Below are 22,558 nucleotides of genomic sequence, written 5' to 3' on the forward strand. Positions count from 1 at the left end.
GCAAATGCCCAACCCAAAAACACGTCAGGGCGCCGGCCCGGCGTGCAGGCGCGCAAGAACCAGGCCCAGCGCGGCGGAAAAGACCGGATCGGCCAATGACGGTTCCGGGCCGGGCCGGCGGCGCAGCGCGGCGGCCATCAGGCTGCCGTCGCCCCACAGGGGATGCGCACGCCGGTGACGCCTTCGGTGATGGGCGGCGCGACCCGCTTCGCGCAGCATCCGTTCCAGAACCCACGCCCGCCGGGCCGGCCCGACAGCGCAAAGCACGCGGGCAATCGCCGCCGCATCCCCCAGCCACGGTGTTTCAAACGGAAACAACGGTGCGCGCCCTCGGGCCACTGCCAAACGCCTGAGAGACTTGCGCAACCTCGACCGCAAAATTGTCTCCGGCACCGTCCGCAAGCCGCTGCGCGTTGCTATAGACCCATGTGGGGGCCGTCACCGTTTCTTCCCGCAACACCGCGCCGTTGCGCGTGATCCGCACCGAATACAACTCCGTGTCCTCGCCCAAGGGCACCTCGAGGGCGTTCCAGCTGTCGCCGTCGATGCGGGTGCGACGGATCCAGTCGATGTGAAAATTCCCCGCCGCGCGCCGCACCTTCAGATGAACAGGCGCATAGGGTCGCAGCCCCACACCATCGAATGCGCGACGGCTTTGCACATAGACCGGATCATCCACCGCCCGCGCGGCGGTGCCCACGCGATAGTATCGCGCCAGGCCCAGCGCAGAGCGTTCCAGCGCAATCTGCACCACGGCCGGATCCAGCAGCACCACCCGGCTTCCGACCGGCCATTCATCGGGCATCACCCCATCGGTGCCCGCCTGACCGCGCAACCGTTGCGACAGGCGATAGGTGCGGGTATCGACCAAGTTCGCTTCGGCAAACTGGAATACTTCCCAGGTGTCATCGGTGCCCGATCCGATTGCCATCGCATTGGCGCCCTCAAGCAATCGGGCCATGGTCACCGACTGCAACGCACCTCCCAACAACCGCACCTGTAAATCCTCGCCTCGGTCGATCAGCCCACTGGGCGCGCGGAACATCGGCGTCTGGGTGACACCGATCGTGGCAGCCGCGCCGATCAGGCGGTTGAGGGCATAGCCTTCCTCCAGCGGCGAATCGTAAACCGCAACGACGCCCGGCCAGGGGCGCGCCGTGACCGCCAGATAGGGTGACGTGACCACACCATTACCGGGCAGGATCGGAAGATCCATGAACACCGGTAGCACCGGCACCGGTGCGACGAAGGGTGACAAGCGCACCGTGCTTTCGACGGCATCGCTGGGCAGATACAGCTCGGGCTCGATCCGGACCGCTTCGATCAACTGCTTGCCCGATTGCTCGACATGATCGACGCGGTATCGCCCGCCCCTGATCGCCACGACATCGCCGGCGCCGGTCTTCAACTGCGACGGCGGCAAGGCAAACCGAAGACGATCCCGCGCCACCCGTGCCTCGGCCAGCCAGCGCTCCACCATTGCCGCGGCTTCGGTCCGGGTCAGGACCAGCGGAAACTCGGATTGCGACACGGCGACACTGCGTTCATCCGGAAAGATCGCCTCGGCGCCCTGCACATCGAACCCGCCGTCCGCCGCGATATAGTTGAGACGCAAGCGACCAACCGTTTCCGCTTCGGGGGATCGGACCGACTCGATATCGCCTTCCATGTCATCGCTGGCGACGACACGATCCTCTGCAATCACGCTGTCGATGTTGCCGTCCCGGCTTCGAAACACCAGCCGCCCGTCACGTTCGATCGCGTCAAAACCATAGGCCAGCATCAGGGGCTGCAGCTTTGCCCGCGCGCCCGAGCTTTCGGCCAGGTTGTACCCACGCACCACACCCCACAGGGCGTCGACATCGACATCCGTCACACCCGACGTGGCACAAATCTCGCGCACCACGGACGACAACGCCCGCGCCGTCACCCGCCCGTTCAACCAATGACCACGGGCGTAATTGTCGCCGTCGCTCCAGAGATCCGTATTCCCGGGAAAAAACGGATAGGGCCGCGCATCCCAGGCCCACGCATGGGCGCGCGACATGTCGACCATTGGGCCGCCATAGGTGTCGGAGACAGGGTTGTTCGCCGCATCGCCGTAGAACTCGTTGATCGCCCTCAGGTATTGCATCTGCATGAAATCGTCCCGCCGCCCGTTCGAGTGTTTCGGCAGGGAGGATTCACTGGATTTCGGATCGAGAAACTTGTTCGGTTCGTTCGTCCCCTTGTCGATCGCCGCACAGCCGTATTCGGTGAACCAGATCGGCTTGCTCTGCGGCACCCAGGACGTTGGAGTATCGTTGCGCACGCCGTCGATGCGTTCGTGATGGTCGCGCGACCACCAGTTTCTCAGATCCTTGTAGCGAAAAACCCAAGGCTCCGCGTGGGCGCCGTCGGTAATCGGTGTGCGGCGCTGGACCGCGGCGGCCTCGGGGGCGTGGTAATACCAATCAAACCCTTCACCTCCGGCCACGTTGGCCTTCAGGTAATCCAGGTCATAGATCGATCCGAACGCCGCATCCGCATGGTCGTCGCCATCGCGCCAATCCGACAGCGGCATGTAGTTGTCGATACCGATGAAGTCGACGTTCGCATCGGCCCACAGCGGATCAAGATGGAAATGGACATTGTCGGTGCCATCCTGGGGATGGTACCCGAAATACTCGGTCCAATCCGCCGCATAGCTGATCTTCACCTGCGGCCCCAGGATCGCGCGCACGTCCGCGGCCAAGCGGCGCAATGCCGCGACCGCCGGAAAGCTGTCATCGGCGCCGCGAACCTGGGTCAGACCCCGCAATTCCGACCCGATCAGAAACGCCGAAACACCGCCCGCCAAGGCGCACAGATGCGCATAATGCAGGATGAACCGGCGATAGCTGAACTCGGCAGGCCCCGAATAGACCACCACCCCGTTGGACACCGTGAAATCCGATACCTGCGCCGCACCGAAGAACGCCTGAACCTCGACCTCGGCACCGAACGTCCGGTCGACCGTGCCCACCCGGCCCGGCGCGTGGCTCAGCGTGATGCGTCCCCGCCACGGCAGGACCGGCTGACCGCCAGCGTCGGAGTAGGGATCCGGCAGACCGTTGTTCGCCAGTTGTGTCATCAGGATGAAAGGATAGAACGTGACAGCCTTGCCCGCGGCCGTCAGCGCGCGGATCCCCTCGACGACCGACTGATCGGTGGGGGTGCCGCCATAAACGAGGCGGCCGTCCTGTTGCGGAAGACAATCCGCCGTCGCCCGCGTGACGCCGCTGACGGTCCAGGGCATCATCGGAACATCGAACTCTGCCTGCTCGACCATCGGGCGCACGCTGCAGAACGAACACCGCAAATCGTTACCGAACCACGACACCACCAGCGAGGCCGCGTCGCACGCCGGCAGCTCGCGCTGCAACGCATCCACGGACACGGCGAAGTCGGTGGTCCCGAGGGGCGAATTGACGTTGATCGCCTTGCTGACACCGGGCTCCTGCTCGAAATAGACAGGGGTGGTTGCCAGCGCGTATTCCCCCGTGCCCGGGATGACCGAAACCGCCCGGATCATGTGCGTCAGGTCTTCGGGCGGATGGTCGGCCGGTTTGGGTTCTGGGCGCATGACCTCGAAGCTGAACTGCGGCACGCGGTTGCCATAGGGCGTCAGATCAAGGTCTTCGATCACCACATAGGCGATGCCGCGGTATCCCGGCGCCATGTAGGGGCCTTCGACGGCCTCGATCTTGGGGTCCGACAGTTGATCCTCGCTGCCCGGATACACGCGCAGCGTCAGCCCCTCCAGCGTGGCTTCGGCGCCGTCGATCCAGACCCGGCCGATGCCGGAAATCTCGCCCTCGCACAGTGCAATGGCCAGGGACACCGAATAGGCATAGCTGGTGACGCTGGGTGTGCTGGGCGCGCCCTTGCCGCCACCGGTGGTCGTGGCCGTCTCCGAAAACTGCGTGGCCCAGATGATCTGTCCGCCGATCCGGGTGCGTCCGTGAACCTGCGCCACGGGCGATCCGACACCGGCACCGGTCAGGCGAAACCGCTCGACCTTGCCGGTCTCGACCGCGTGGCTGCCGGCGCCCAGGATGCTCTGGTCGATGACCCGGCCCAAGGTGGCGCCGACGGCCCGGCCGATGACGACAGAAGACAGGCCCAGAACACCGCCCCCAAGGGACGCCCCGGCCGCCGCGCCGATTGCGGAAAGAACAAGAGTGGCCATGAGTGCCTCCGTGATGGGAATACGGGACTGCTGCCCGCGCAGTGGTGATCGCGCGCCGGATGAAGGCGCACGACGATGATGCGGAACGAACGGCGCGCCTCAGGGAAAGGCGAACCGCGCCACGATGCGGCGGCGCCAGGGCGCGCTCAGCGGGCTCTCGACCACGCCATGTCCGCTGTAGGCATGGATGAAGGTCGCGGCGTCACCGGTGTCCGCGACAATGCCCAGGTGCTTGGCGACACCGGCCGCGCGCATGCGGAACAGGATCACGTCGCCGGAATCCAAGCCGTCGATCGGGCGTGCAATCAGATGCGCCCGTGCCTTGGCCCAGAGACGCTCTTCCTGGACGGATTCGGACCAATCCGGGGTATAGGCCGGAACCGCTTCGGGTTCGGCGCCGTGAAGCGTGCGCCAGACACCGCGGATCAGACCCAGACAATCGGCGCCCGCCCCTTGGCAGGACGCCTGGTGCAAATAGGGGGTGCCGATCCAGGCACGCGCCGCCGCAACCGCCAATGCGCCGCTCATCGCTTCAGGCTCCCGCCGGAATTGTCGCCCGAGCGTTTCGGATAGGCCAGCATCCAGTCCTCTCCCGGGATATCGGGGAAACCCCGGAAATTCAGGCGGTTGTTGAACTTCAGGCGGCACGTCTCGAACCGCTTGTCACACCCCGCCTCGATCCGGATCATGTCGCCCGGACGAATGTCGGCACGGATCGCTTCCCAGATCTCGATCTCGCGCCCGGTGCCCGTCAGCCGGTCATTCTTGACGATCGACACGATCCCGGCTGCCGCGCCCGTCTTCACGATCAGCCGGCCCTTTTCGAACCATCGATCCGCAAAGCCGTCCAGCGCGGCAAACCGGAACGTCTTGCGCCCGTCGACCTCGACAACCGCCAGCGTCGTCGAATAGCCGGGCGCATCCAGATCCACACGACACTGCCGATCGCCCAGAACCGCAGCACAGGGCGCCTGATAGATCCGTCCCTGCGGCTGGTTCAGCGCCTCGGTCAGGCCGCGCAGCTCGGCCCGGAACGCCCCGCCCGCGCGGGTGATTTCGCCCAACGTCCCGCGGAACTGCATGACCCGCTGGCCGGTGTCCTGCCAATTCACAAGCCAGGCGCGCACCACGGCACCGTCGAACCGCCCGGCCAGTATGTCGGCCTCGCTGACGGACATGTCCGACAGAACACCGATCGCCTCGGTGTTGTCCACGGCAAGTCCGGTCGTCTGTTCGAGCGCGCGCGCCGACAACCCGCCATTGGCCAGAAAGTCGATCCCCTCGAAGGTCAGGTTTCCGTCGTGATCCGTGAAGCCATAGCTTTCGCCGTCCGGCCGGGCCACATGCCAGCACCGACAGACCGTCGTGATCCCGCTTGCCAAGTGGGTCTGAAACTCTGCGGAAAGCGCCATCAGATCCGCACCTCGACCACTGGCACGCTGGGCACCGTTCCTGCCTTGAAACTGGCCACCGATGTCTGGATCTCGTCGGTATCGAAACGCACCGGCACGTCGAATTCGAAACCCGCCGTGATCTCGGCGCCGTCCGGCGGCACCTCATAAAGCGTCACCAGTCCGCTGGTCGTATCCAAGTCGAAATGCACGCCCTGGCGCAACAGATCCCCCTCAAGTCCCAGGGTGACGCTGCCCGCGACCGGCTTGGCGATGGGGCGCACATAGGGATGGTCACCGGCTTCATAGGTCTTGCGCAGGGTGAAAGTGGTCGTGACCCCGTCACCATGGCCGATCACCTGGTCCCCGTAATCGGGCTCATGACTGGCCCGACATGACTTAAAATCTGCCCAGTCCTTCCAGCGGAACCCGAACATCCTTGCGCGGCGTGCCTCGAAGAACGCGATCAGCGCGCCGATATCGTCCAGCGACCGCATGCCCAGCCCCGCGTCATAGCGGCGGCGCGAATGGGCCCAAGGGGTGTTGCGTTCTTCAAAGCCGTTGGCCAGCGTCACGATCTCGGTGCGCCGTTCCGGACCGCCGACAGACCCAAAGCTGAGGTTTGCCGGAAAGCGTATGTCGTGAAATTCCATCGTGTGCTCCTCAGCGGTTGCGTTGTCCCTGGCCCAATGCGCGACCCATGCGTGCCGCGATCTGGCTCTGGCTGCGTTGAAATCCCTGTACGTCTGGTGTCGTGATGTTCATCACCACGTTGATCGGCGCCGCATTTCCGGCCGCGCGAACGCCCAGCCGCCCGTCGGCGCCACGCGACAGCGGCATGATGGCCTCGGGCCCGGCTTCGCCCATCAGGCCCGTGCCGCCGCGCATCGGGAAGGTGACCGGCGAGGATACGACGCCGCCCTTGGCGAAGGGCATCACACGACCCTGGGTGAAGGACGCGCCATCCTTGAAGGGCAGCAGACCGTTGACCAAGCTTTCGACGCCTTCGGCCAACAGCCCGCCGAAATGCCCCGCCACGGGTCGCACGGCGGCGCCATAGGCGGCATCGACCATCGACGTCGCCACATCCTTCAGCGCGTCAGACAACTTCAGCCCATCGAAGATCAAACCGTCGAAGGCCCGCTTCAACCCACGCGAGATGCCGCCGCTCAGCACGGCGACTTCGCGGCCGGTATCGGCCACCGTGGATTGCATCCGTCGCATTTCGGTATCGAATGCGGCGGCGATCACGCTTGCGCCGCCCAACGTCGTCTCCAACGTCAGGATCTGATCTTCCAGATCACCTATCTCGTCCGTGTCCATGTTCGTCCACTCCGTTGCTCATCGGGTCCGCGTCCGGAAATCGCGCCGCCAGGGCGTCAAGTCCCGCACGGCCCATCGGTGCCGGCCCGTCGCGGCCCAGCATCATCATCAGTTCCGCCGGGGTCAGGGCCCAGAACGCGTCCGGCGACAGGCCCCGCCCGCGGATCCCGGCCCGCATCAGGCCGGGCCAGTCAAAGCCCGCCATCGCGGTCCCCCGGAACGGCGAACGCGCGAGCCAACAGAACACCAGCCACACGCGCCGCCTCGACCGGGCCACCGCCGATGTCCGCACTCAGCAGATCGGCGGTGGTGCCACGCCAGCCGCCGCCGCGCAGGCCCGCGACGATCAGCGTCAGCACGTCGCGCGTCGAAAACTGCCCTCGCTCGAACCGTTCGATAAGCTCGACCAGCGTGCCGGCTGCCAACGACGCCTCCAGTTCGGCCAGCGCGCCCAGTGTCAGCTTGGCAATCTGTCGCTTGCCATCGATGACCAGTGCGGCTTCGCCCGCCCAGGGGTTACCGGCGCTCACAGTGCAACAAAGTCCATCACGCCGGCCGAGGCCAAGGCGATCTCATAGGTGGCTTCGCCGTTGTGCGATCCGGCGTATTCCAGCGATGTGATCTGGAACGGGCCGGTAACCGTGCCGAAATCCGGAATGATGACCTGGAAATCGGGTGTCAGCCCGTCAAAGAACACCTGCCGCGCCCGCAGGTCGGTGTCGCTGTCCTTGAAGATGCCCGACCCCGAGATCGAGGCCGATTTGACGCCCGCCCCCGACAGCAACTCACGCCATCCGCCGCCGGATTCCAGCGATGTCACATCGACGCTTTCCGCGTTGAATGAAACCCGTGTCGCACGCAGGCCCGCGACGGTTTCGAATTGCCCGTCCCCCGTAAGGTCCAGCTTAAGAAGAAGATCCTTGCCGTTCTGTGCAGCCATGTCGCTCACTCCGTTCGTTGAATTGTTCAGATGTCTTGGGTCTGGATGCGAAACCGCAGGTCGATCCGCCGCTGATCGCCACCCCGGATCCGCCGCGCACGCGCCTTGAGAAACCAAAGTCCGACGACGCGCCCCCGCTCCAGGGTCAGGCCGGGCGCCAGGATCGCGTCGCTGATCGCCACGGCGGCGGATTTCGCACGGGAAAAGCCGGGGGCATCGGAAACGACGCTGATCGTCACATCATGCAGCGCACCGCCGCTGTCACCGTCGGACCGGTCGCGCACGTCTTCTTCGCCCAGGGTCACATAGACGGCGGGCGGCACGCCGGGCGGCACCGCGTCATAAACTTCCGACCCGACGAGATCCGACAAGCCGGGATCGCCGGACAGCCTTTGAAACAGGGCAATCTGAACGGCGTTCGATGTCGCATAGCTCATATCGCAAGCTCCTCGTGGGCGTTGCAGGTCAGGAATCTGCCGTCTTGCGTTTCACTGACCGCATCGATGACGAACAGGCGCCCGCCTTCGCGAAATCGCTGCCCCGCGCGCGGGCGCGAAGGCGCCCCCTGAACCGCACCGCGCACCGTGATCCGCACACCAAGACGCGACAACGCCACATCCTGGCCGCTCGTCTCGCGACCGGTGCCGGGCCGAACGCTGGCCCAGATCTGGCCAAGCGGAGTCCATATGCCCTGATGCCCGCCCGCGCCGTCCGGCACGCGTTGGAGGGTCTCCAGCGTCATCCGCCGGTTCAGAACAACGCCGCCCATCACGACCGTCCCCCAAGACGCATGGGGCGATGCCGTGACAACAGCATCACAACCGCGTCGGGCATCCCCGCTTCGCCGCCGTCGCGCGCCTCGTAAAAAGAAGCAGTCAGCATCAAGACCGCTTTTGCCATGTCCGCCGGCACCTGCGAAAAGGCGGCATATCCCGCGCTGAAGCCGACTTCGGCACGCCCCGCCAGCGGGATCCGAGGCAAGGAATAGCCAGCAGAGATCAGCAGCGGCCGGTGGTCGTCGCGGATCAAGCGATAGCCCTCGGCGGGAACCACAGCCTCATGACCCGCCCGATCGAAGATCGCCAGCCGGGTCACGGCGACGACCGGCGCCAGCGGCAAAACCAGCCGTGACAGATCGCGCCATTCGGCAATCGTCAGCAGGAACTCGCGCGCCAGGATCGCCTTGGCGCAATACGCCTCGCAACTGGCCAGGGCGGCCCGCAGACAGCTTTCCAGGACCGGATCCTGCAAGCCGTCGTCGCCAAACCCCGTTCCAAGGCGCAGATGATCGCGAAATCCAGCGATCGGCAGCATTTCAGTCGGTATTGCAGTCTTTTCGACCAGATTCATCGCGTTTCTCCGAAAATCGACCCCCACGCCGGACCCGAACGAAGGGCCGAAGATGGACGCGCGCCACTGCACCACCCGAACGGAGGGGATCAGCCAGACAGCACAATTCGCGTGATGCGCGCCCAAATCACCGGTCCGACAGGCGCAGCGTCGGACCGGATCCAATCAGTTTACGACGTGGCGAATTTCAGCAGCTTGATCGCCGCGAAATCGCTGACGTCGCCACCGACGCGCTTGGTCGCATAGAACAGGACATGGGGCTTGGCGCTGAACGGGTCGCGCAGGATCCGCAGGTCGGGACGTTCGGCAATGGTATAGCCGGCGCCAAAATCACCGAATGCGATCGCGAATGCACCGGCCGCAATGTCGGGCATGTCTTCGGCGATGACGACGCCGTGGCCCAGCAGGCGCGCGGGCTCACCGGCGGCCAGGCCATCGGACCACAGGAAGCGGCCATCGGCATCCTTCAGCTTGCGAACGACGCCGGCCGTCTTGCTGTTCATCACGAACCGGGCGTTGGCGCGATACTGTGCCCCCAGCGCATAGACCAGATCGACCAGCGCATCGGCATCGGCAAAGCCACCGTCCGCCCCCGTCGCGACATAGCCCAGCGTGTCCCACACCCAGGATGCGTCGTCGACCTTGGCATGGTTCAGAAAGCCGCGCGGCTTGTCCACACCGTTGCCGTTGACGAACGCGGCCGCTTCCGAGCGTGCGAACTTGTCGGCGATCCGCCCGGCCAGCCAGCCCTCGATGTCGAACGCCGCATCGTCCAGCAGGCGCTGCGACGCCTTCGGCAGCGCCGACAGCTCGTGAAGCGGGATCACGATGCGGTCGATGGTCGGTGTGCCGGTTTCGGCCTGGCCGCCTGTTTCCGACGACCAGCCGGCACCGATGTCGGTGGTGTCGATCAGGACGTCATAGGACGTCGCCTCGACGTTCACGACGTTGGCGATGGCCCGGATCGACGCGGTGGACCGCAGGACAGATTGCACCATGTCGCTGGTCTGCGGATCGACCAGATAGCCGCCGTCACCCGCCACGGCGGTGTTCAGCGACTTGCCCTCGATCTCCAGACCGCGCAGGGCATCATCGTCCCCCGAACGAACGTAAGCCTCGAACGCCTTCTGATGCGGGGCTTCGGTATCGGCCGTGCGGGCCAAGGCGGGACGACCCGCCATCAATGTCTTGCGATCCAGCATATTCACGCGCTCCTCGTTGCGTTTCAGTTTCGTCTCGATACCGGCCTGAAACTGCTTCAGGTCGGCGACCAGCCCGCTCAGCGCGCGGGCCACTTCGGTTTCGGGCAGATCTTCCCCGATCCCCGACTTTGTCTGGGTCTTTTCCATCACTGGTCCTGTCTTGGTGGTGTGGTGCGGGATCAGCCCCGCGTCAGGTCGGCCCGCGCCTTGTTGACGGCTGCGGCCAGCCCCCGCAGGGGATGCGCGGCGGGGTCGTCCCCCTTGGCCCCCACCCGCGCCTCGGGAAGCATCGGGAACGTCACCAACGACACCTCCCAAAGCTCCAACTCGTGCAAGTGCCGCTGGCCCTTGCCGTCCTTCGTCGCCTTCTTCGTGCGGTATCCGATCGACAGCCCGTCGATGGCGCCCGCCCCGATCAGCGAAATCGCCTCGCGGCCCTTCTCCACGTCGGCCAGGATGCGCCCCTTGACGTAAAGGCCGCGCGCGTCCTCGCGCACCTCGTCCCAGACACCGATGGGCTGGGCCGGGTCATGCTGCCACAGCATCTTGACCTTGGCGTTGCGCGTCGCCAGCGCCGCCAGCGATGCGCCGTAAGCCCCCGCCGCAACCACGTCGCCGCCCTGATCGCAGGCCCCGAACAACGAGGCATAGCCTTCGATCACCGACCCATCGACCACCGTGACCTCGCCGCCCAGACCGCAGAACTTCGTTTCAAGATCCAATCCGCTCACTCCTCTTCCTCCCGCTTCGGCAACCCCAGAAGCGCGCGTTTTTCCGCGTCCGTCAGGAAATCGGCGCCCGCCACCCGCGCCCATTGCTGATCCCGCTCGCCCGCCAGGGCCGGCACCCGGTCCAGATCACAGCGCAGCTCGACCGCCTCGCCCGAAAATCCGGTCAGCCAATGCGACAGCGCCCCGCAAACCCGTTCCGCCAAAGGCAGAACCGTCAGGCGGAAGAACGCGCGGTGCGCCTCGGCGTAATTGGCATAGGTCGCGTCGCCCGGTATCCCCAACAGCATCGGCGGCACCCCGAAGGCCAGCGCGATCTCGCGCGCCGCCGCCTCCTTGGTCTTCTGGAACTCCATGTCCGAGGGCGAAAATCCCATGGGTTTCCAGTCCAGACCACCTTCCAGCAGCATCGGGCGGCCCGCGTTGCGCGCGCCCTGATGGTGGCTTTCCATCTCGGACAAAAGCCGGTCATACTGGTCCGCCGACAAAGTGCCCTGCCCGTCCAGCCCGCGATAGACGATGGCCCCTGACGGCCGCGCGGCATTGTCCAGCAACGCCTTGCTCCACCGCGACGCCGCCGTGTGAACGTCCAGCGCCTGCGCCGCAGCCTGCATGGGCGACAGCCCGTAATGGTCGTCCTGGGGATGGAAGCTCTTGATGTGGCAGACCGGCGAAACGCCGTCGGCAATCACGAACCGGTGCCCCTTGCCGCCGACCGAATACTCATAGGCCACGGGCCAGCCATCGGCACCGGGCACCAGCTTCATGCGGTCCGACCGCAGCACATGCAATTCCACCGGCAGACCGCCCTCGCCCACCGCCTCGACATACCCGTTGCCCGACAACAGGATCTGCCCGAACAACGCCTCGAACAACTCGGCCCGTCCCTGCCCCGCGTTGGGCCGCGAAATCAGCGACAACAGCGGATGCACGTCATATCGCCGCTCGGCGTCCTGCAAGACCAGCGGCAACGCCGCCGCCGCTTCGGAAATCAACCGCACACAGCGAAATCCCACCGGATTGCCCGTGAACCCCGACTTGACCAACGACACGGAATCGCGCGCCGACCACACCGGCCGCCCCGCCGCCCCGTAAGCGATCACCGGGCCGCTGGCCGACGCCTTGACCGCCTCCGGGCCGGCGGATCGTTTCAGAAAATCAAACACCATATCGCGCTCCTCAGCCCAAATCGCCCATGCAGACAGACGGCACAGCCCGACAGGCCAAACCGCTTCTCGTCATTTCAACACCGTCGGAAGTCCCGGCCCCCCTTGCCCGGACGGAAAGGGGGGCCCAATCGGGGCGGGGTCAGCCACAGACCCGCACGCCCCAATCCGTTATCTCAGGCTGCGCACCTTCGGATGCAACCGCGCCGCGCCGGGATCAAGGATCAGATCGTGCAGCGCCCACACCAGGGCATCGACCCGGTCGGGGCTGCCCCTGCCCTGGAATCCGGCCTGCGTCATCAGGCACATCTGGTCCTCCAGCGCGCCCAGACCCGACACATGCGCCACGCGCCCCTGTTCATACAGCGCCGCAACCGGTTCAGCCCGCGCGACCTTGCCTTTCGACGCATGGACCCCGCGATACGACATCAACGGATCCACCTGCCGCACGACCGCCTCGACCAGATCGCCGCCCTGGTTGACCTCGGCCACCAGACGTTCGGCCCGCCATCTGTGCGCCGCCGCAACCGCGGCCCGGGCCCATGTATCGGGCGACGCCGCCGAAACGCTGGCGTCCTCCAGAACCACGGCCCGCCAATCCTTCGGCTCGCCCTCCATGATCGCGCCAACCACGACGATGCCGCAGGCGTCGCTTCCCTTGTGTCCCGTCACCGGCGGATCGACCGCCACGACGATGCGCGAAACGGCCGGTGTCTCGTTTACCTTGCAGCCGCGTAGCATCTCGGGCGTCCACAACGCGCCCTCGGCGTCCTCCAGCAACAGTCCGTCCAACTCCTGACGGCCCAGCCGTGTGTCGGCATAGCGCGCCATCACCTCGTCCAGGAACGATCGCGCCAGATTGGCCCGGTTCGCCTGGGTCGGCGCATGGGTCAGAACCGTCGACGGATTGCCAAGGATCGACTTCAGCACCGCCACGTTCTTGGGTGTCGTCGTCACGCATTGCCGCGGATCGTCGCCCAGACGCAGCGCGAATTGCAGCATGTCCCAGGCCTCCTCGCCGCGTTTCCACTTGGCCAACTCGTCCACCCAGGCGCCGTCGAACTGCGGCCCGCGCAATGCCTCGGGCTCATGGGCCGAAAACACCTGCGCCGTCGCCCCGTTGGGCCAGACCAGCCGCTTGCGCCCCGCTTCCCACGCCGGGCGTCGATCCGGTGGTGAACAGGCCAGGATGCCTGATTCACCGAAAATCATCACCTCGCGCACCTGGTCCTGCGTCTCGCCGACCAAAGCGATGCGTTTGCACCGCCCCGGATCCAGCGGCCGCGCGCCTTCGACCTGGGCGCGCACCCATTCGGCGCCCGCCCGCGTCTTGCCCGCGCCGCGCCCGCCCATCACGACCCAGGTGCGCCAATCGCCCGCGGGCGGCAGCTGATGTTCCATTGCCCAGAAGTCGAACAGATAGGGCAGCCCCAGGATCATCTCATCTGTCAGGCTCTGCAGAAACGCCGACTGGACCTGCAACGGCGCGGAGCCGATCCAGGCGGCTCCCGATCTCAACGCGCAGGGCGTCGAAGTCGATGGCGTGCTCATGGACGATGCCCTTGTTGCGCTTGTCGAGCTCTTCAAGCTTTTTCCTTTCGTCAAAAAGCGTCTGGGTGGCGCGGGCGTAATTTCCGATCACCCGCTTCATTTCCACTTCCGGCAGGATGTCCGCATCCTTCAGGTATTGCCGCAGCGTCACCATGTCCTCCAACGCCGCGGCGTAATGGGCCTGAGCCTCCCGCAACAGCGAATGGGATGTCGGCGCCGCACCGTCCGTCTGGTCTATTGCCATGCACTTGTTTTCCGTCTCTCAAGGATCCCCCGTCCGGTGAGACACAAAAAAAGCGACCGCGTTCCCCGGTCAGGGGCCCATGGTCGCTCTCGCAATGTCGTCTGGCTGTAGGGAGATGTTTACCGAAAGGCAGAGGCAAAGTCAAGGATTTCAACCCTGACGTGCAACACCCACCGCCCGGTCCGGTTAAGATTTCCTCAACCGGACCAATGCGCTGGCTATTGGTTGGCGCGCTCGGCCTCGATCCGGCGCCACCGCGCCACGTTCTCGTTATGCTCCTGCAGGGTGCGCGCAAACGCATGCCCGCCGGTGCCGTCGGCCACGAAGAACAGGTATTCGCTGTCGACCGGATTCAACGCGGCCTGAATGCTGGCAAGGCCCGGATTGGCGATGGGCGTCGGCGGCAAGCCGTCGATGCGATAGGTGTTATAGGGCGTTTCACGATCCAGCTCGCTGCGCCGCAAACCGCGTCCCAGCACACCCTGTCCGCGCGTGATGCCATAGATGACGGTCGGATCGGTCTGCAACCGCATCCCCTGCCGCAGACGATTGGTGAACACTGCCGCCACCTCGCCGCGCTCCTCCGGAACGCCGGTCTCCTTCTCGATCAGCGACGCAAGGATCAACGCCTCCTCGGGCGTGGACACCGGCAGATCGTTGGCGCGGTTGCGCCAGGCTTCGGCCAGGCGCGCCGCTTGTGCCGCCTCCATCTTGGCGATCAACTCGGCTCGGTCGGCTCCCGGCGTCACCTCATAGCTGTCGGGCGCCAGCGTTCCCTCGGCGGGCACCTCGGCCACCTCGCCGGTCAGGAAATCGGCGGCCTTCAAACCCTCGACCACCTGCCAGCTGGTCACGCCTTCGGCCATCGCGATGGAAAACCGCGTGTCGGGACGGTCGCGCACGGCCACGTATTCCTCGGGCTCAGCCATATCGGCCACCGGATCGAACTCGGCCTTGATGTCGAAACGGTTGGTCGCCGGGTCCAACTCGCGCACCCGCATCATCACCGAGGTCACGCCGATGTTCAGAACCACCGCCGTGCCGCAGGTCGAGGCACCGCCGCGCGTCACGATATCGACGATCTCGGCCATTGATGCGCCTTCCGGCACCAGGAAGCTGCCGGCCTTCAACTCCTGCGCCTTGTCGGTGTAATCCGCACCGACGCGAAAGATCTGCGGGCTGGAAATCGCGCCCTCATCGGCCAGCGTCCGTGACACCCGCGCCATGTTCGATCCCGGCTCGACCCGCAGACAGATCGCCTGGGCCAACGGGCCGGGCGAAGAATACTGCGATTGCGCCCATGCCACGAAACCGCCGATCGCGATCAGGCCGACGATCATCAACGACAGAGCATTCGAGGCGATGTGGCGCCACATCAGCCGGTGACCCGCCGCATGATGAGGGCGGCATTGGTGCCGCCAAATCCGAACGAGTTCGACAGAACCACGTCGATGTCGCGCTCGACCTTCTTGTGCGGCGCCAGATCCATGACGGTGTCAGCGTCGAGATCGTCAAGGTTCAGGGTCGGCGGCGCCACGTTGTCGCGGATCGCGAGGATGCTGAAGATCGCCTCGATCGCGCCAGCCGCGCCCAACAGGTGCCCGGTGGCGGACTTGGTCGATGACATCGTCGCGCCCCCCGCCGCCTTGCCCAGCAGGCGCTCGACCGCGCCCAACTCGATGGTGTCGGCCATGGTGCTGGTGCCGTGGGCGTTGATATATCCGATCTCGGCCACGTCCACCCCGGCCCGCGCGACGGCGGCGCGCATGGCGCGCTCGGCCCCTTCGTGGTCAGGGGGCGGCGCGGTGATGTGGTGCGCATCGCCCGACAGACCGTAACCGATCACCTCGGCATAGATCTTGGCTCCCCGCGCCACAGCGTGTTCGTATTCCTCCAGAACGACGACACCCGCGCCTTCACCCATGACAAAACCGTCGCGGTCCTTGTCCCATGGGCGCGACGCGGCCTGCGGATCGTCACCGCGCTTGGTGCTGAGCGCCTTGCAGGCGTTGAACCCGGCGATCCCGATTTCCGAAATCGGCGATTCCGCACCGCCCGCAACCATCACGTCGGCGTCGCCCCACTGGATCAGGCGGGCCGCATCGCCGATGGCGTGCGCGCCTGTCGAACAGGCTGTGACAACCGCGTGGTTCGGCCCCTTGAAGCCGTACCGGATCGAAACCTGGCCGCTGACCAGGTTGATCAACGCACCCGGAATGAAGAATGGCGACACCCGGCGCGGGCCGCGTTCCTTGATCAGCACGGCGGTTTCGGCAATCGACTGCAATCCGCCGATGCCCGATCCGATCATCACGCCGGTGCGCTCGAAATCCTGCGCGGACTCGGGCTTCCAGCCGGAATCCTCGACCGCCTGAACCGCCGCGGCCATGCCGTAAAGGATGAAGTCGTCGACCTTGCGCTGTTCCTTGGGTTCCATCCAGCGGTCGGCGTCGAAGGTGCCGTCGCTGCCATCGCCCAACGGCACTTCACAGGCATAGTTCGTGCCAAGACCGCTGGCATCGAACCGCTTGATCGTGCCCGCACCCGATTGGCCGGCCAGAAGCCGGCTCCACGTTTCCTCGACCCCGCTTGCCAGGGGGGTGACCATGCCCAATCCGGTGACAACTACTCGCCGCATACGTTCGTCCTCGTGCCTGTTCGTCGGTGATTTTCGGGCCGGGCCGGTCCAATCCGCGCCCGCCCCTTGGGACCACCGGGGGTTGCGAGGATGTAACGCCGGGCGGGGCCAAGGTAAAGCAGCGCATCGTCCGGGGCGCCGATTTCCGCGCGTTTTCCGCTGAAATCCGTCCTGAAACACAAAACGGCACCTTCGTGGGAAGGTGCCGCAATCGTCTGGGCCGGTGCGAAAGACCGGCGCTCTCCCAAGCTTACTGGGCTTCGGAAATGAATTTCACGGCGTCGCCGAAGGTCTGGATCGTTTCCGCGGCATCGTCGGGGATCTCGATCCCGAACTCTTCCTCGAACGCCATGACCAGTTCGACCGTGTCGAGGCTGTCTGCGCCCAGATCATCGATGAACGAAGCGTTCTCGGTCACCTTGTCCTCTTCGACGCCCAAATGCTCGACGACGATCTTTCTTACGCGATCAGCGGTGTCGCTCATGTCATTTCCTCTTGTTCCTCGGGGGTGGCCCCGTTGTCGTTTCGACCTTCAAGGCCTCTTATCCCCTACCATATGGCAGGTTCCCGTGGGTTCGCCAAGCGGCACCCCCCAAATTCGTGCGCCGCTCATAGCATATCGTTTTGCGAAGGCAAATGGAAACGCCAGAGCGGGCAAACGCGCCTACAGCATGGCCATTCCGCCATTCACATGCAAGGTCGCACCGGTGACATATCCCGCTTCGGGACTGGCCAGATACAGAACCGCCGCGGCGATTTCATCGGGTTCGCCCATGCGTCCGGCGGGCACGTTGGCCAGCAACGCGGTTTTCTGATCGTCCTTCAGCACATCGGTCATCGCGGTGGTGATGAACCCCGGCGCAACCGCGTTCACGGTAATGCCGCGGCTTGCCACCTCGGCCGCCAGCGATTTGGAAAATCCGACCAGTCCGGCCTTGGCGGCGGCATAGTTCGCCTGTCCGGGATTGCCGGTGGCCCCGACGATGGACGAGATGTTGACGATCCGCCCCCAGCGCGCCTTCATCATGCCCCGCAGCGCACCGCGCGACAGTCGCATCGCCGCACCCAGATTGACCTCAAGCACCTGATCCCATTGATCATCGCCCATCCGCATCATCAGCCCGTCACGGGTGATTCCGGCGTTGTTGACCAGGATGTCCAGCGATCCCATCGCCTCGATCGCCTGTTTCGGCAAGGCTTCCAGCGCGGCGCGATCCGACAGATCGCAGGGCAGGACATGGGCCCGCTCGCCCAGGTCTTCGGCCAGCGCCTTCAGCGGCTCGACCCGCGTGCCAGACAGGCCCACCGTGGCGCCGGCGCCATGCAGCGCGCGTGCGATCGCGCTGCCAAGCCCGCCAGAAGCCCCCGTCACCAACGCGCATTTTCCAGTCAGATCGAACATGCGACCCCCTTGTTCCGTTTCAATTCCTGTCGGACGATTCGCGCCGTCCCGGTGCGTCGCCGTTGCCCGGCCCGCTAGAGGCGGGCGGCCACATCGGCCGGGGTGGCGACATTCGCCAGGGTCACGTCGCGCGCAATGCGGCGGACCATTCCCGTCAACGCCTTGCCCGCGCCGATCTCCCATATCTCGTCGACACCGGCGGCCACCATCGCCTCGACGCTTTCACGCCACCGCACCGCGCCGGTGATCTGCGCGATCAGCAGGCGGCGGATCTCGTCGGGATCGCTGACCGGGGCGGCCGTGACGTTCGCCATCAGCGGCACCTTCGGCGCCACCAGATCGACCGCTCCCAGACGCTCGGCCATGGCGTCGGCGGCGGGCGCCATCAGCGGACAGTGGAACGGGGCCGACACCGGCAGCATGACCGCCCGCTTTGCCCCCTTCGCCTTGGCGATATCGACGGCGCGGGCCACCGCCTCGACGTGGCCGGAAATCACCACCTGTGCGGGATCGTTGTCGTTGGCGGCGGTGCAGACCTGATCGCCTGCCGCCTCGGCCGCCACGGCGCGCACGGCCGCAAGATCCAGCCCCAGGATCGCCGCCATCGCGCCCACACCGACCGGGACTGCGGCCTGCATGGCGGCACCGCGGGCGCGCAGCAGACGCGCGGCGTCGGCGACGCTCAGCGCGCCGGCCGCTGCAAGGGCGGAATATTCGCCCAGCGAATGACCGGCGACAAAGGCCGCATCCGTCACGGCAAAGCCCTCGGCCTCCAGTGCGCGCATGGCGGCCAGCGATGTCGCCATCAGCGCCGGTTGCGCGTTGGCCGTCAGGGTCAGATCCTCGGCCGCGCCGTCCCAGATCAGACCCGACAGATTCTCGCCAAGCGCCTCGTCAACCTCGTCGAACACGGCCCGGGCGGCGGGATAGGTCTCGGCCAGGTTGCGGCCCATTCCGATGGTCTGGGCGCCCTGCCCCGGGAAAACGAATGCTCGGCTCATGTCTGCGGTCCTTCTTCGGGTGTATCGGGTGGTAACGCTTCCGCGCTTTCTGCGCAATGTCGCACACCACAGGTGCGGGCACGACGATTGGCGCGGCCTGTCCGTTGCCCTAGAATCGCGTCGATACCTTCATGAAAAGGCCGATCATGTCACTGTCCAACACTGCCGCCACCTATGGCACCATAAGCAAGACCTTTCACTGGCTGACGGCGCTGCTGATCTTCACGGCGCTGCCCCTGGGAATCATCGCCAACGACATGGGCTATGAGACGTCGGCCGAACTGGCCCGCAAGGCGCAGCTGTTCAGCCTGCACAAGACGGTGGGCGTGACGGTGTTCTTCGTGGCCCTGGCGCGGATCCTGTGGGCGCTGAGCGAAACCCGCCCGAAACCGCTCCACCCCGAGCGCAAGGCCGAAACCCTGCTGGCCGAGGTCGTCCATTGGGCACTGTATGGTGCACTGGTCATGGTGCCCGCATCCGGCTGGATTCACCACGCCGCGTCCGAAGGCTTTGCCCCGATCCTCTGGCCGTTCGGGCAATCGCTGCCGCTGGTGCCCAAGGACGAAACGGTGATGGCGGTGTTCGGCGCAATTCACGGGGTGTTCACCAAGATCCTGATCGGCGCGATCGTGCTGCATATTGCGGGCGCGCTGAAACATGCGCTGATCGACCGTGACGCGACGCTGTCGCGGATGCTGCCCGGCCGCGCGAAATCCGCGCCACCCACAGGCGGCGGGGGCGGTCATGCCCTGCCCGCCGCGCTGGCCGCCGGCGTCTATGCCGTGGGGGCCGCCATCGCCCTGATCCTGACCGATCCCTCCGATGCGGCGCAACGGCCTTCGGCCCCGGTTCTGGCCGACTCTCAAGGCGGCTGGGCGGTCCAGGATGGCACGCTTGCCATCACCGTGTCGCAATTCGGCAGCGACGTGACCGGCAGTTTCGCCGATTGGAGCGCTTCGATCGATTTTGCCGAAACCCCGACCGACGGCAGCCATGGCAGCGTCAGCGTCGACGTCTCGATCCCCTCGCTCACCCTGGGGTCGGTCACGTCCGAGGCGATGGGCCCGGACTATTTCGACGCCGAAACCCATCCCACCGCCAACTATACGGCGGTGATTCGCACCGCCGACACCGGGTATGTTGCCGACGGCACGCTGACCCTGAAAGGCGCGGAGGTGCCCGTCACCCTGCCCTTCACGCTGGATATCGACGGCGATACCGCGACGATGAGCGGCGCCACCACGCTGGACCGACGCGACTATGCCATCGGCGCAGGCCAGACCGACGAAGGCACGCTGGGCTTTGCCGTTTCGCTTGCTGTCGATCTGACGGCCGTGCGCCAATAACGGCACCCAGACGCAAAACGCCGCCGGACCAAATCCGGCGGCGTTCGCAATAGTCGTGGTTGCGGTTCAGATCGGGCGGATTACTCGGCGACAGCCTCGATCGACAGTTGCACCTTCACCTCGTCACCGATGGCCGGGGCAAAGGCGCCCAGGTTGAACTCGCTGCGCACGACGGTGGTGGTGGCGTCAAAGCCCAACGCCATCTGGCCTTGGGTCGGGCCGAACGGATATTCCGCCTGCTTGTTCAGCACGGTATCCAGAACCACCGACTTCGTGACACCGTTGATCGTCAGATCGCCTGTGATCTTCGCGGTGGCGTCGCCCGTCACCTCGATCCCGGTCGATTCGAACGTCACTTCGGGGGCCTCGTCGAGCTTGAAGAAATCACCCGATTGCAGGAAGTGCTGCGTGCGCGCGTCCCAGCCGGTGATCATGCCCTCGGCGGGAAAGGTCACGCTGACCGAAGACGCGGCCGGGTCTTCGGCGTCGAACATGATGTCGCCTTCGAACCCGGAATACATGCCGGTCGTGGTGGAATACCCAAGGTGGTTCCAGGTGAACACGATCTGGCTGTGGCTGGGGTCCAGGGCGAATTTCACCGCTTCGGCCTGGGCCGAAGCCGCGCCGAATGTCAGGGTCGAGGTCGCAAGAAGGGCGGCGGCAAGTGTCTTGTTCATTTCGGGTGTCTCCGCTGGTTGCATTCATTCATGCCGACCCAGATGGCGCACAGCCCGACCCACGGCAACGCCGCATCGTTCAACATGTGTTGTGCATCGGCGCGCAGCACCCCTGCCGCGCGGCGAATCAGGCGGTCTGGAACAGACGCGGGCGCGGTGCCGGCGCGCTGACCGGTTCGGGCAGGTCGACCATGCCGCGTGCCTTGGTCAGATCGCCCGTCATTCGCTGATGAACCGCCTCCAGCGCACGGTCGTTGCCGGTGGCCAGCAGAACGGGTTCACCCACGCCGGCCAGACGCATGAACAACGCCGAGCCGACAACGGCATCCCGATTGCGGCGGATGAACAGGCTTTCGATGTCCGAGAAGCCGACACACAGCAGCTTTTGTTCGGAACCGTCGTCGCCGCGCATCACCTGGCTCAGCTGGCGGCGGATCAGGTCGATGCGCACTTCGTGCTGTTTCCGGCTGCGCGAGCGCCAGAAAAGACGCACACAGATCGCCAGCAGCACGACACTCAGGATGGATTTCATCATGAGCACTTCGCGCGAATGTTCGGCCTGCGTCGTCAGCCACAGGCCCGCGACGCAAAGTCCGACCATGACCGCCACGAACCGCATCAGCCGCTCCCACAGCACGATATTCTCCAGCGCATCGCGCCCCTGGGTCAGGACATACCCGTTGCACACCTCGAACAGGGACAGCGCGGATTTCGATACGGCATTTGCATTGCGCTGGTCTGTCATGGTTCAACCCCGATTGGTTTGGCTACCGGCACCTGGCGTTCGGCACATTGAGATGATCCATCGCTAACCGCGGATCATGGCCGGATTTGGGCAAAACCCGTAAAAGTTGTGGTCATCAATCCCGGCTGCCGCGCCGGGAAGGGGTTGCATCGCCCGCGCCGCCTGCGTAAAAGCCGCCATTCCTTCGCACGCGACCACCGCGACGCCCCTCGTGACCGGCGGAAGGACAGTGAATGCCGGTCTTTGAAGCGCGCTTGAACAGAACAGGAGCACGCATGCCGCTTTACGAGCATGTCTTCATCTCCCGCCAGGACCTGAGCAACACCCAGGCCGAGGGATTGATCGAACATTTCAGCACCGTCCTCTCGGATAACGGCGGCAAGGTCGTCGATAACGAGTATTGGGGCGTCAAGACGATGGCCTACAAGATCAACAAGAACCGCAAGGGGCATTACGCCTATCTCCGCACCGACGCCCCCGCGGCGGCGATCCAGGAGATGGAGCGTCTGATGCGCCTGCATGACGACGTCATGCGCGTTCTGACGATCAAGATGGACGAACACGCCGAAGGCCCTTCGGTCCAGATGCAAAAGCGCGACGAGCGTGAAGGCCGTCGTGAGCGCCGGTAACAGGAAAGGACGATA

At 65.4% G+C, this 22,558-nt stretch carries 26 protein-coding genes; 2 read left to right on the top strand and 24 right to left on the bottom strand.

Annotated features, from left to right (window positions below; translation table 11 throughout):
- Positions 1–24: 24 nt before the first annotated feature.
- The 22 genes from CFP68_RS01940 to fabD form a co-directional block, all read right to left on the bottom strand.
- Positions 25–318: a DUF7742 family protein gene (locus CFP68_RS01940; RefSeq protein ID WP_099823876.1), complete on the bottom strand. Its 294-nt coding sequence runs from the start codon at positions 316–318 to the stop codon at positions 25–27.
- Positions 305–4,210: a baseplate multidomain protein megatron gene (locus tag CFP68_RS01945; protein WP_099823878.1), complete on the bottom strand. Its 3,906-nt coding sequence runs from the start codon at positions 4,208–4,210 to the stop codon at positions 305–307. The genes CFP68_RS01940 and CFP68_RS01945 overlap by 14 nt, the downstream gene beginning before the upstream one ends.
- 99 nt (positions 4,211–4,309) lie before the next feature.
- Positions 4,310–4,738, bottom strand: a complete 429-nt coding sequence (locus tag CFP68_RS01950; RefSeq protein ID WP_099823880.1) for an NlpC/P60 family protein — start codon at positions 4,736–4,738, stop codon at positions 4,310–4,312.
- On the bottom strand, positions 4,735–5,622 hold the full coding sequence (locus CFP68_RS01955) for a DUF2163 domain-containing protein (protein ID WP_099823882.1): 888 nt from the start codon (positions 5,620–5,622) through the stop codon (positions 4,735–4,737). Before CFP68_RS01955 ends, CFP68_RS01950 begins: the two co-directional genes overlap by 4 nt.
- Positions 5,622–6,254, bottom strand: coding sequence for a DUF2460 domain-containing protein (locus tag CFP68_RS01960; RefSeq protein ID WP_099823884.1), 633 nt, complete (start codon positions 6,252–6,254; stop codon positions 5,622–5,624). The genes CFP68_RS01955 and CFP68_RS01960 overlap by 1 nt, the downstream gene beginning before the upstream one ends.
- Positions 6,255–6,264: 10 nt before the next feature.
- A complete protein-coding gene (locus CFP68_RS01965) occupies positions 6,265–6,924 on the bottom strand; it encodes a phage tail tape measure protein (RefSeq protein ID WP_099823886.1) in 660 nt (219 codons plus the stop codon).
- Positions 6,902–7,129: a rcc01693 family protein gene (locus CFP68_RS01970; RefSeq protein WP_099823889.1), complete on the bottom strand. Its 228-nt coding sequence runs from the start codon at positions 7,127–7,129 to the stop codon at positions 6,902–6,904. Before CFP68_RS01970 ends, CFP68_RS01965 begins: the two co-directional genes overlap by 23 nt.
- Positions 7,116–7,454 carry a gene transfer agent family protein gene (locus CFP68_RS01975; RefSeq protein ID WP_099823891.1) on the bottom strand — a complete coding sequence of 113 codons (339 nt, stop codon included), beginning with the start codon at positions 7,452–7,454 and terminating at the stop codon, positions 7,116–7,118. The genes CFP68_RS01970 and CFP68_RS01975 overlap by 14 nt, the downstream gene beginning before the upstream one ends.
- Positions 7,451–7,864: a phage major tail protein, TP901-1 family gene (locus CFP68_RS01980; protein WP_099823893.1), complete on the bottom strand. Its 414-nt coding sequence runs from the start codon at positions 7,862–7,864 to the stop codon at positions 7,451–7,453. The genes CFP68_RS01975 and CFP68_RS01980 overlap by 4 nt, the downstream gene beginning before the upstream one ends.
- A 26-nt stretch (positions 7,865–7,890) precedes the next feature.
- The gene (locus CFP68_RS01985; RefSeq protein WP_099823895.1) at positions 7,891–8,301 is read right to left on the bottom strand and encodes a DUF3168 domain-containing protein; all 411 of its coding nucleotides are present in this window, start codon (positions 8,299–8,301) and stop codon (positions 7,891–7,893) included.
- The gene (locus CFP68_RS01990) at positions 8,298–8,606 is read right to left on the bottom strand and encodes a head-tail adaptor protein (RefSeq protein ID WP_241523913.1); all 309 of its coding nucleotides are present in this window, start codon (positions 8,604–8,606) and stop codon (positions 8,298–8,300) included. Before CFP68_RS01990 ends, CFP68_RS01985 begins: the two co-directional genes overlap by 4 nt.
- A 26-nt stretch (positions 8,607–8,632) precedes the next feature.
- A complete protein-coding gene (locus CFP68_RS01995) occupies positions 8,633–9,214 on the bottom strand; it encodes a head-tail connector protein (protein WP_099823900.1) in 582 nt (193 codons plus the stop codon).
- Positions 9,215–9,384: 170 nt separating this feature from the next.
- Positions 9,385–10,563 (bottom strand): phage major capsid protein, encoded by a 1,179-nt coding sequence (locus tag CFP68_RS02000; RefSeq protein WP_099823902.1) that lies wholly within the window; start codon positions 10,561–10,563, stop codon positions 9,385–9,387.
- Between the two features lie 32 nt (positions 10,564–10,595).
- Positions 10,596–11,138, bottom strand: a complete 543-nt coding sequence (locus tag CFP68_RS02005) for an HK97 family phage prohead protease (protein ID WP_099823904.1) — start codon at positions 11,136–11,138, stop codon at positions 10,596–10,598.
- A 5-nt stretch (positions 11,139–11,143) separates the two neighbouring features.
- Complete coding sequence (locus tag CFP68_RS02010) at positions 11,144–12,313, bottom strand: phage portal protein (protein WP_099823907.1); 1,170 nt, start codon at positions 12,311–12,313, stop codon at positions 11,144–11,146.
- Positions 12,314–12,481: 168 nt separating this feature from the next.
- The gene (locus tag CFP68_RS02015; RefSeq protein ID WP_099823909.1) at positions 12,482–13,861 is read right to left on the bottom strand and encodes a terminase large subunit domain-containing protein; all 1,380 of its coding nucleotides are present in this window, start codon (positions 13,859–13,861) and stop codon (positions 12,482–12,484) included.
- Positions 13,752–14,105, bottom strand: a complete 354-nt coding sequence (locus tag CFP68_RS02020) for a hypothetical protein (RefSeq protein ID WP_099823911.1) — start codon at positions 14,103–14,105, stop codon at positions 13,752–13,754. Before CFP68_RS02020 ends, CFP68_RS02015 begins: the two co-directional genes overlap by 110 nt.
- A 218-nt stretch (positions 14,106–14,323) precedes the next feature.
- Positions 14,324–15,481: an endolytic transglycosylase MltG gene (mltG, locus tag CFP68_RS02025; RefSeq protein WP_099823913.1), complete on the bottom strand. Its 1,158-nt coding sequence runs from the start codon at positions 15,479–15,481 to the stop codon at positions 14,324–14,326.
- Complete coding sequence (gene fabF, locus CFP68_RS02030; protein WP_099823915.1) at positions 15,481–16,743, bottom strand: beta-ketoacyl-ACP synthase II; 1,263 nt, start codon at positions 16,741–16,743, stop codon at positions 15,481–15,483. Before fabF ends, mltG begins: the two co-directional genes overlap by 1 nt.
- A gap of 250 nt (positions 16,744–16,993) precedes the next feature.
- Complete coding sequence (locus CFP68_RS02035; protein WP_099823917.1) at positions 16,994–17,227, bottom strand: acyl carrier protein; 234 nt, start codon at positions 17,225–17,227, stop codon at positions 16,994–16,996.
- Between the two features lie 180 nt (positions 17,228–17,407).
- A complete protein-coding gene (gene fabG, locus CFP68_RS02040; protein ID WP_099823920.1) occupies positions 17,408–18,145 on the bottom strand; it encodes a 3-oxoacyl-[acyl-carrier-protein] reductase in 738 nt (245 codons plus the stop codon).
- A 74-nt stretch (positions 18,146–18,219) separates the two neighbouring features.
- On the bottom strand, positions 18,220–19,146 hold the full coding sequence (gene fabD / locus CFP68_RS02045; RefSeq protein WP_099823923.1) for an ACP S-malonyltransferase: 927 nt from the start codon (positions 19,144–19,146) through the stop codon (positions 18,220–18,222).
- A gap of 146 nt (positions 19,147–19,292) precedes the next feature.
- Here fabD and CFP68_RS02050 point away from each other — a divergent pair, with 146 nt between their 5' ends.
- Positions 19,293–20,492 (top strand): cytochrome b/b6 domain-containing protein, encoded by a 1,200-nt coding sequence (locus tag CFP68_RS02050; protein ID WP_099824203.1) that lies wholly within the window; start codon positions 19,293–19,295, stop codon positions 20,490–20,492.
- 80 nt (positions 20,493–20,572) lie between these two features.
- Here CFP68_RS02050 and CFP68_RS02055 read toward each other — a convergent pair whose 3' ends face one another.
- Entirely contained in the window at positions 20,573–21,169 is a 597-nt protein-coding gene (locus CFP68_RS02055; RefSeq protein WP_099823925.1) for a YceI family protein, read from the bottom strand.
- Positions 21,170–21,296: 127 nt separating this feature from the next.
- Complete coding sequence (locus CFP68_RS02060) at positions 21,297–21,914, bottom strand: hypothetical protein (protein ID WP_099823927.1); 618 nt, start codon at positions 21,912–21,914, stop codon at positions 21,297–21,299.
- A 275-nt stretch (positions 21,915–22,189) separates the two neighbouring features.
- Here CFP68_RS02060 and rpsF point away from each other — a divergent pair, with 275 nt between their 5' ends.
- Positions 22,190–22,543 (top strand): 30S ribosomal protein S6, encoded by a 354-nt coding sequence (gene rpsF / locus CFP68_RS02065; protein WP_099823929.1) that lies wholly within the window; start codon positions 22,190–22,192, stop codon positions 22,541–22,543.
- Positions 22,544–22,558 lie beyond the last annotated feature (15 nt).

Source organism: Oceaniglobus indicus (genome assembly GCF_002751875.1).
GTDB lineage: Bacteria > Pseudomonadota > Alphaproteobacteria > Rhodobacterales > Rhodobacteraceae > Oceaniglobus > Oceaniglobus indicus.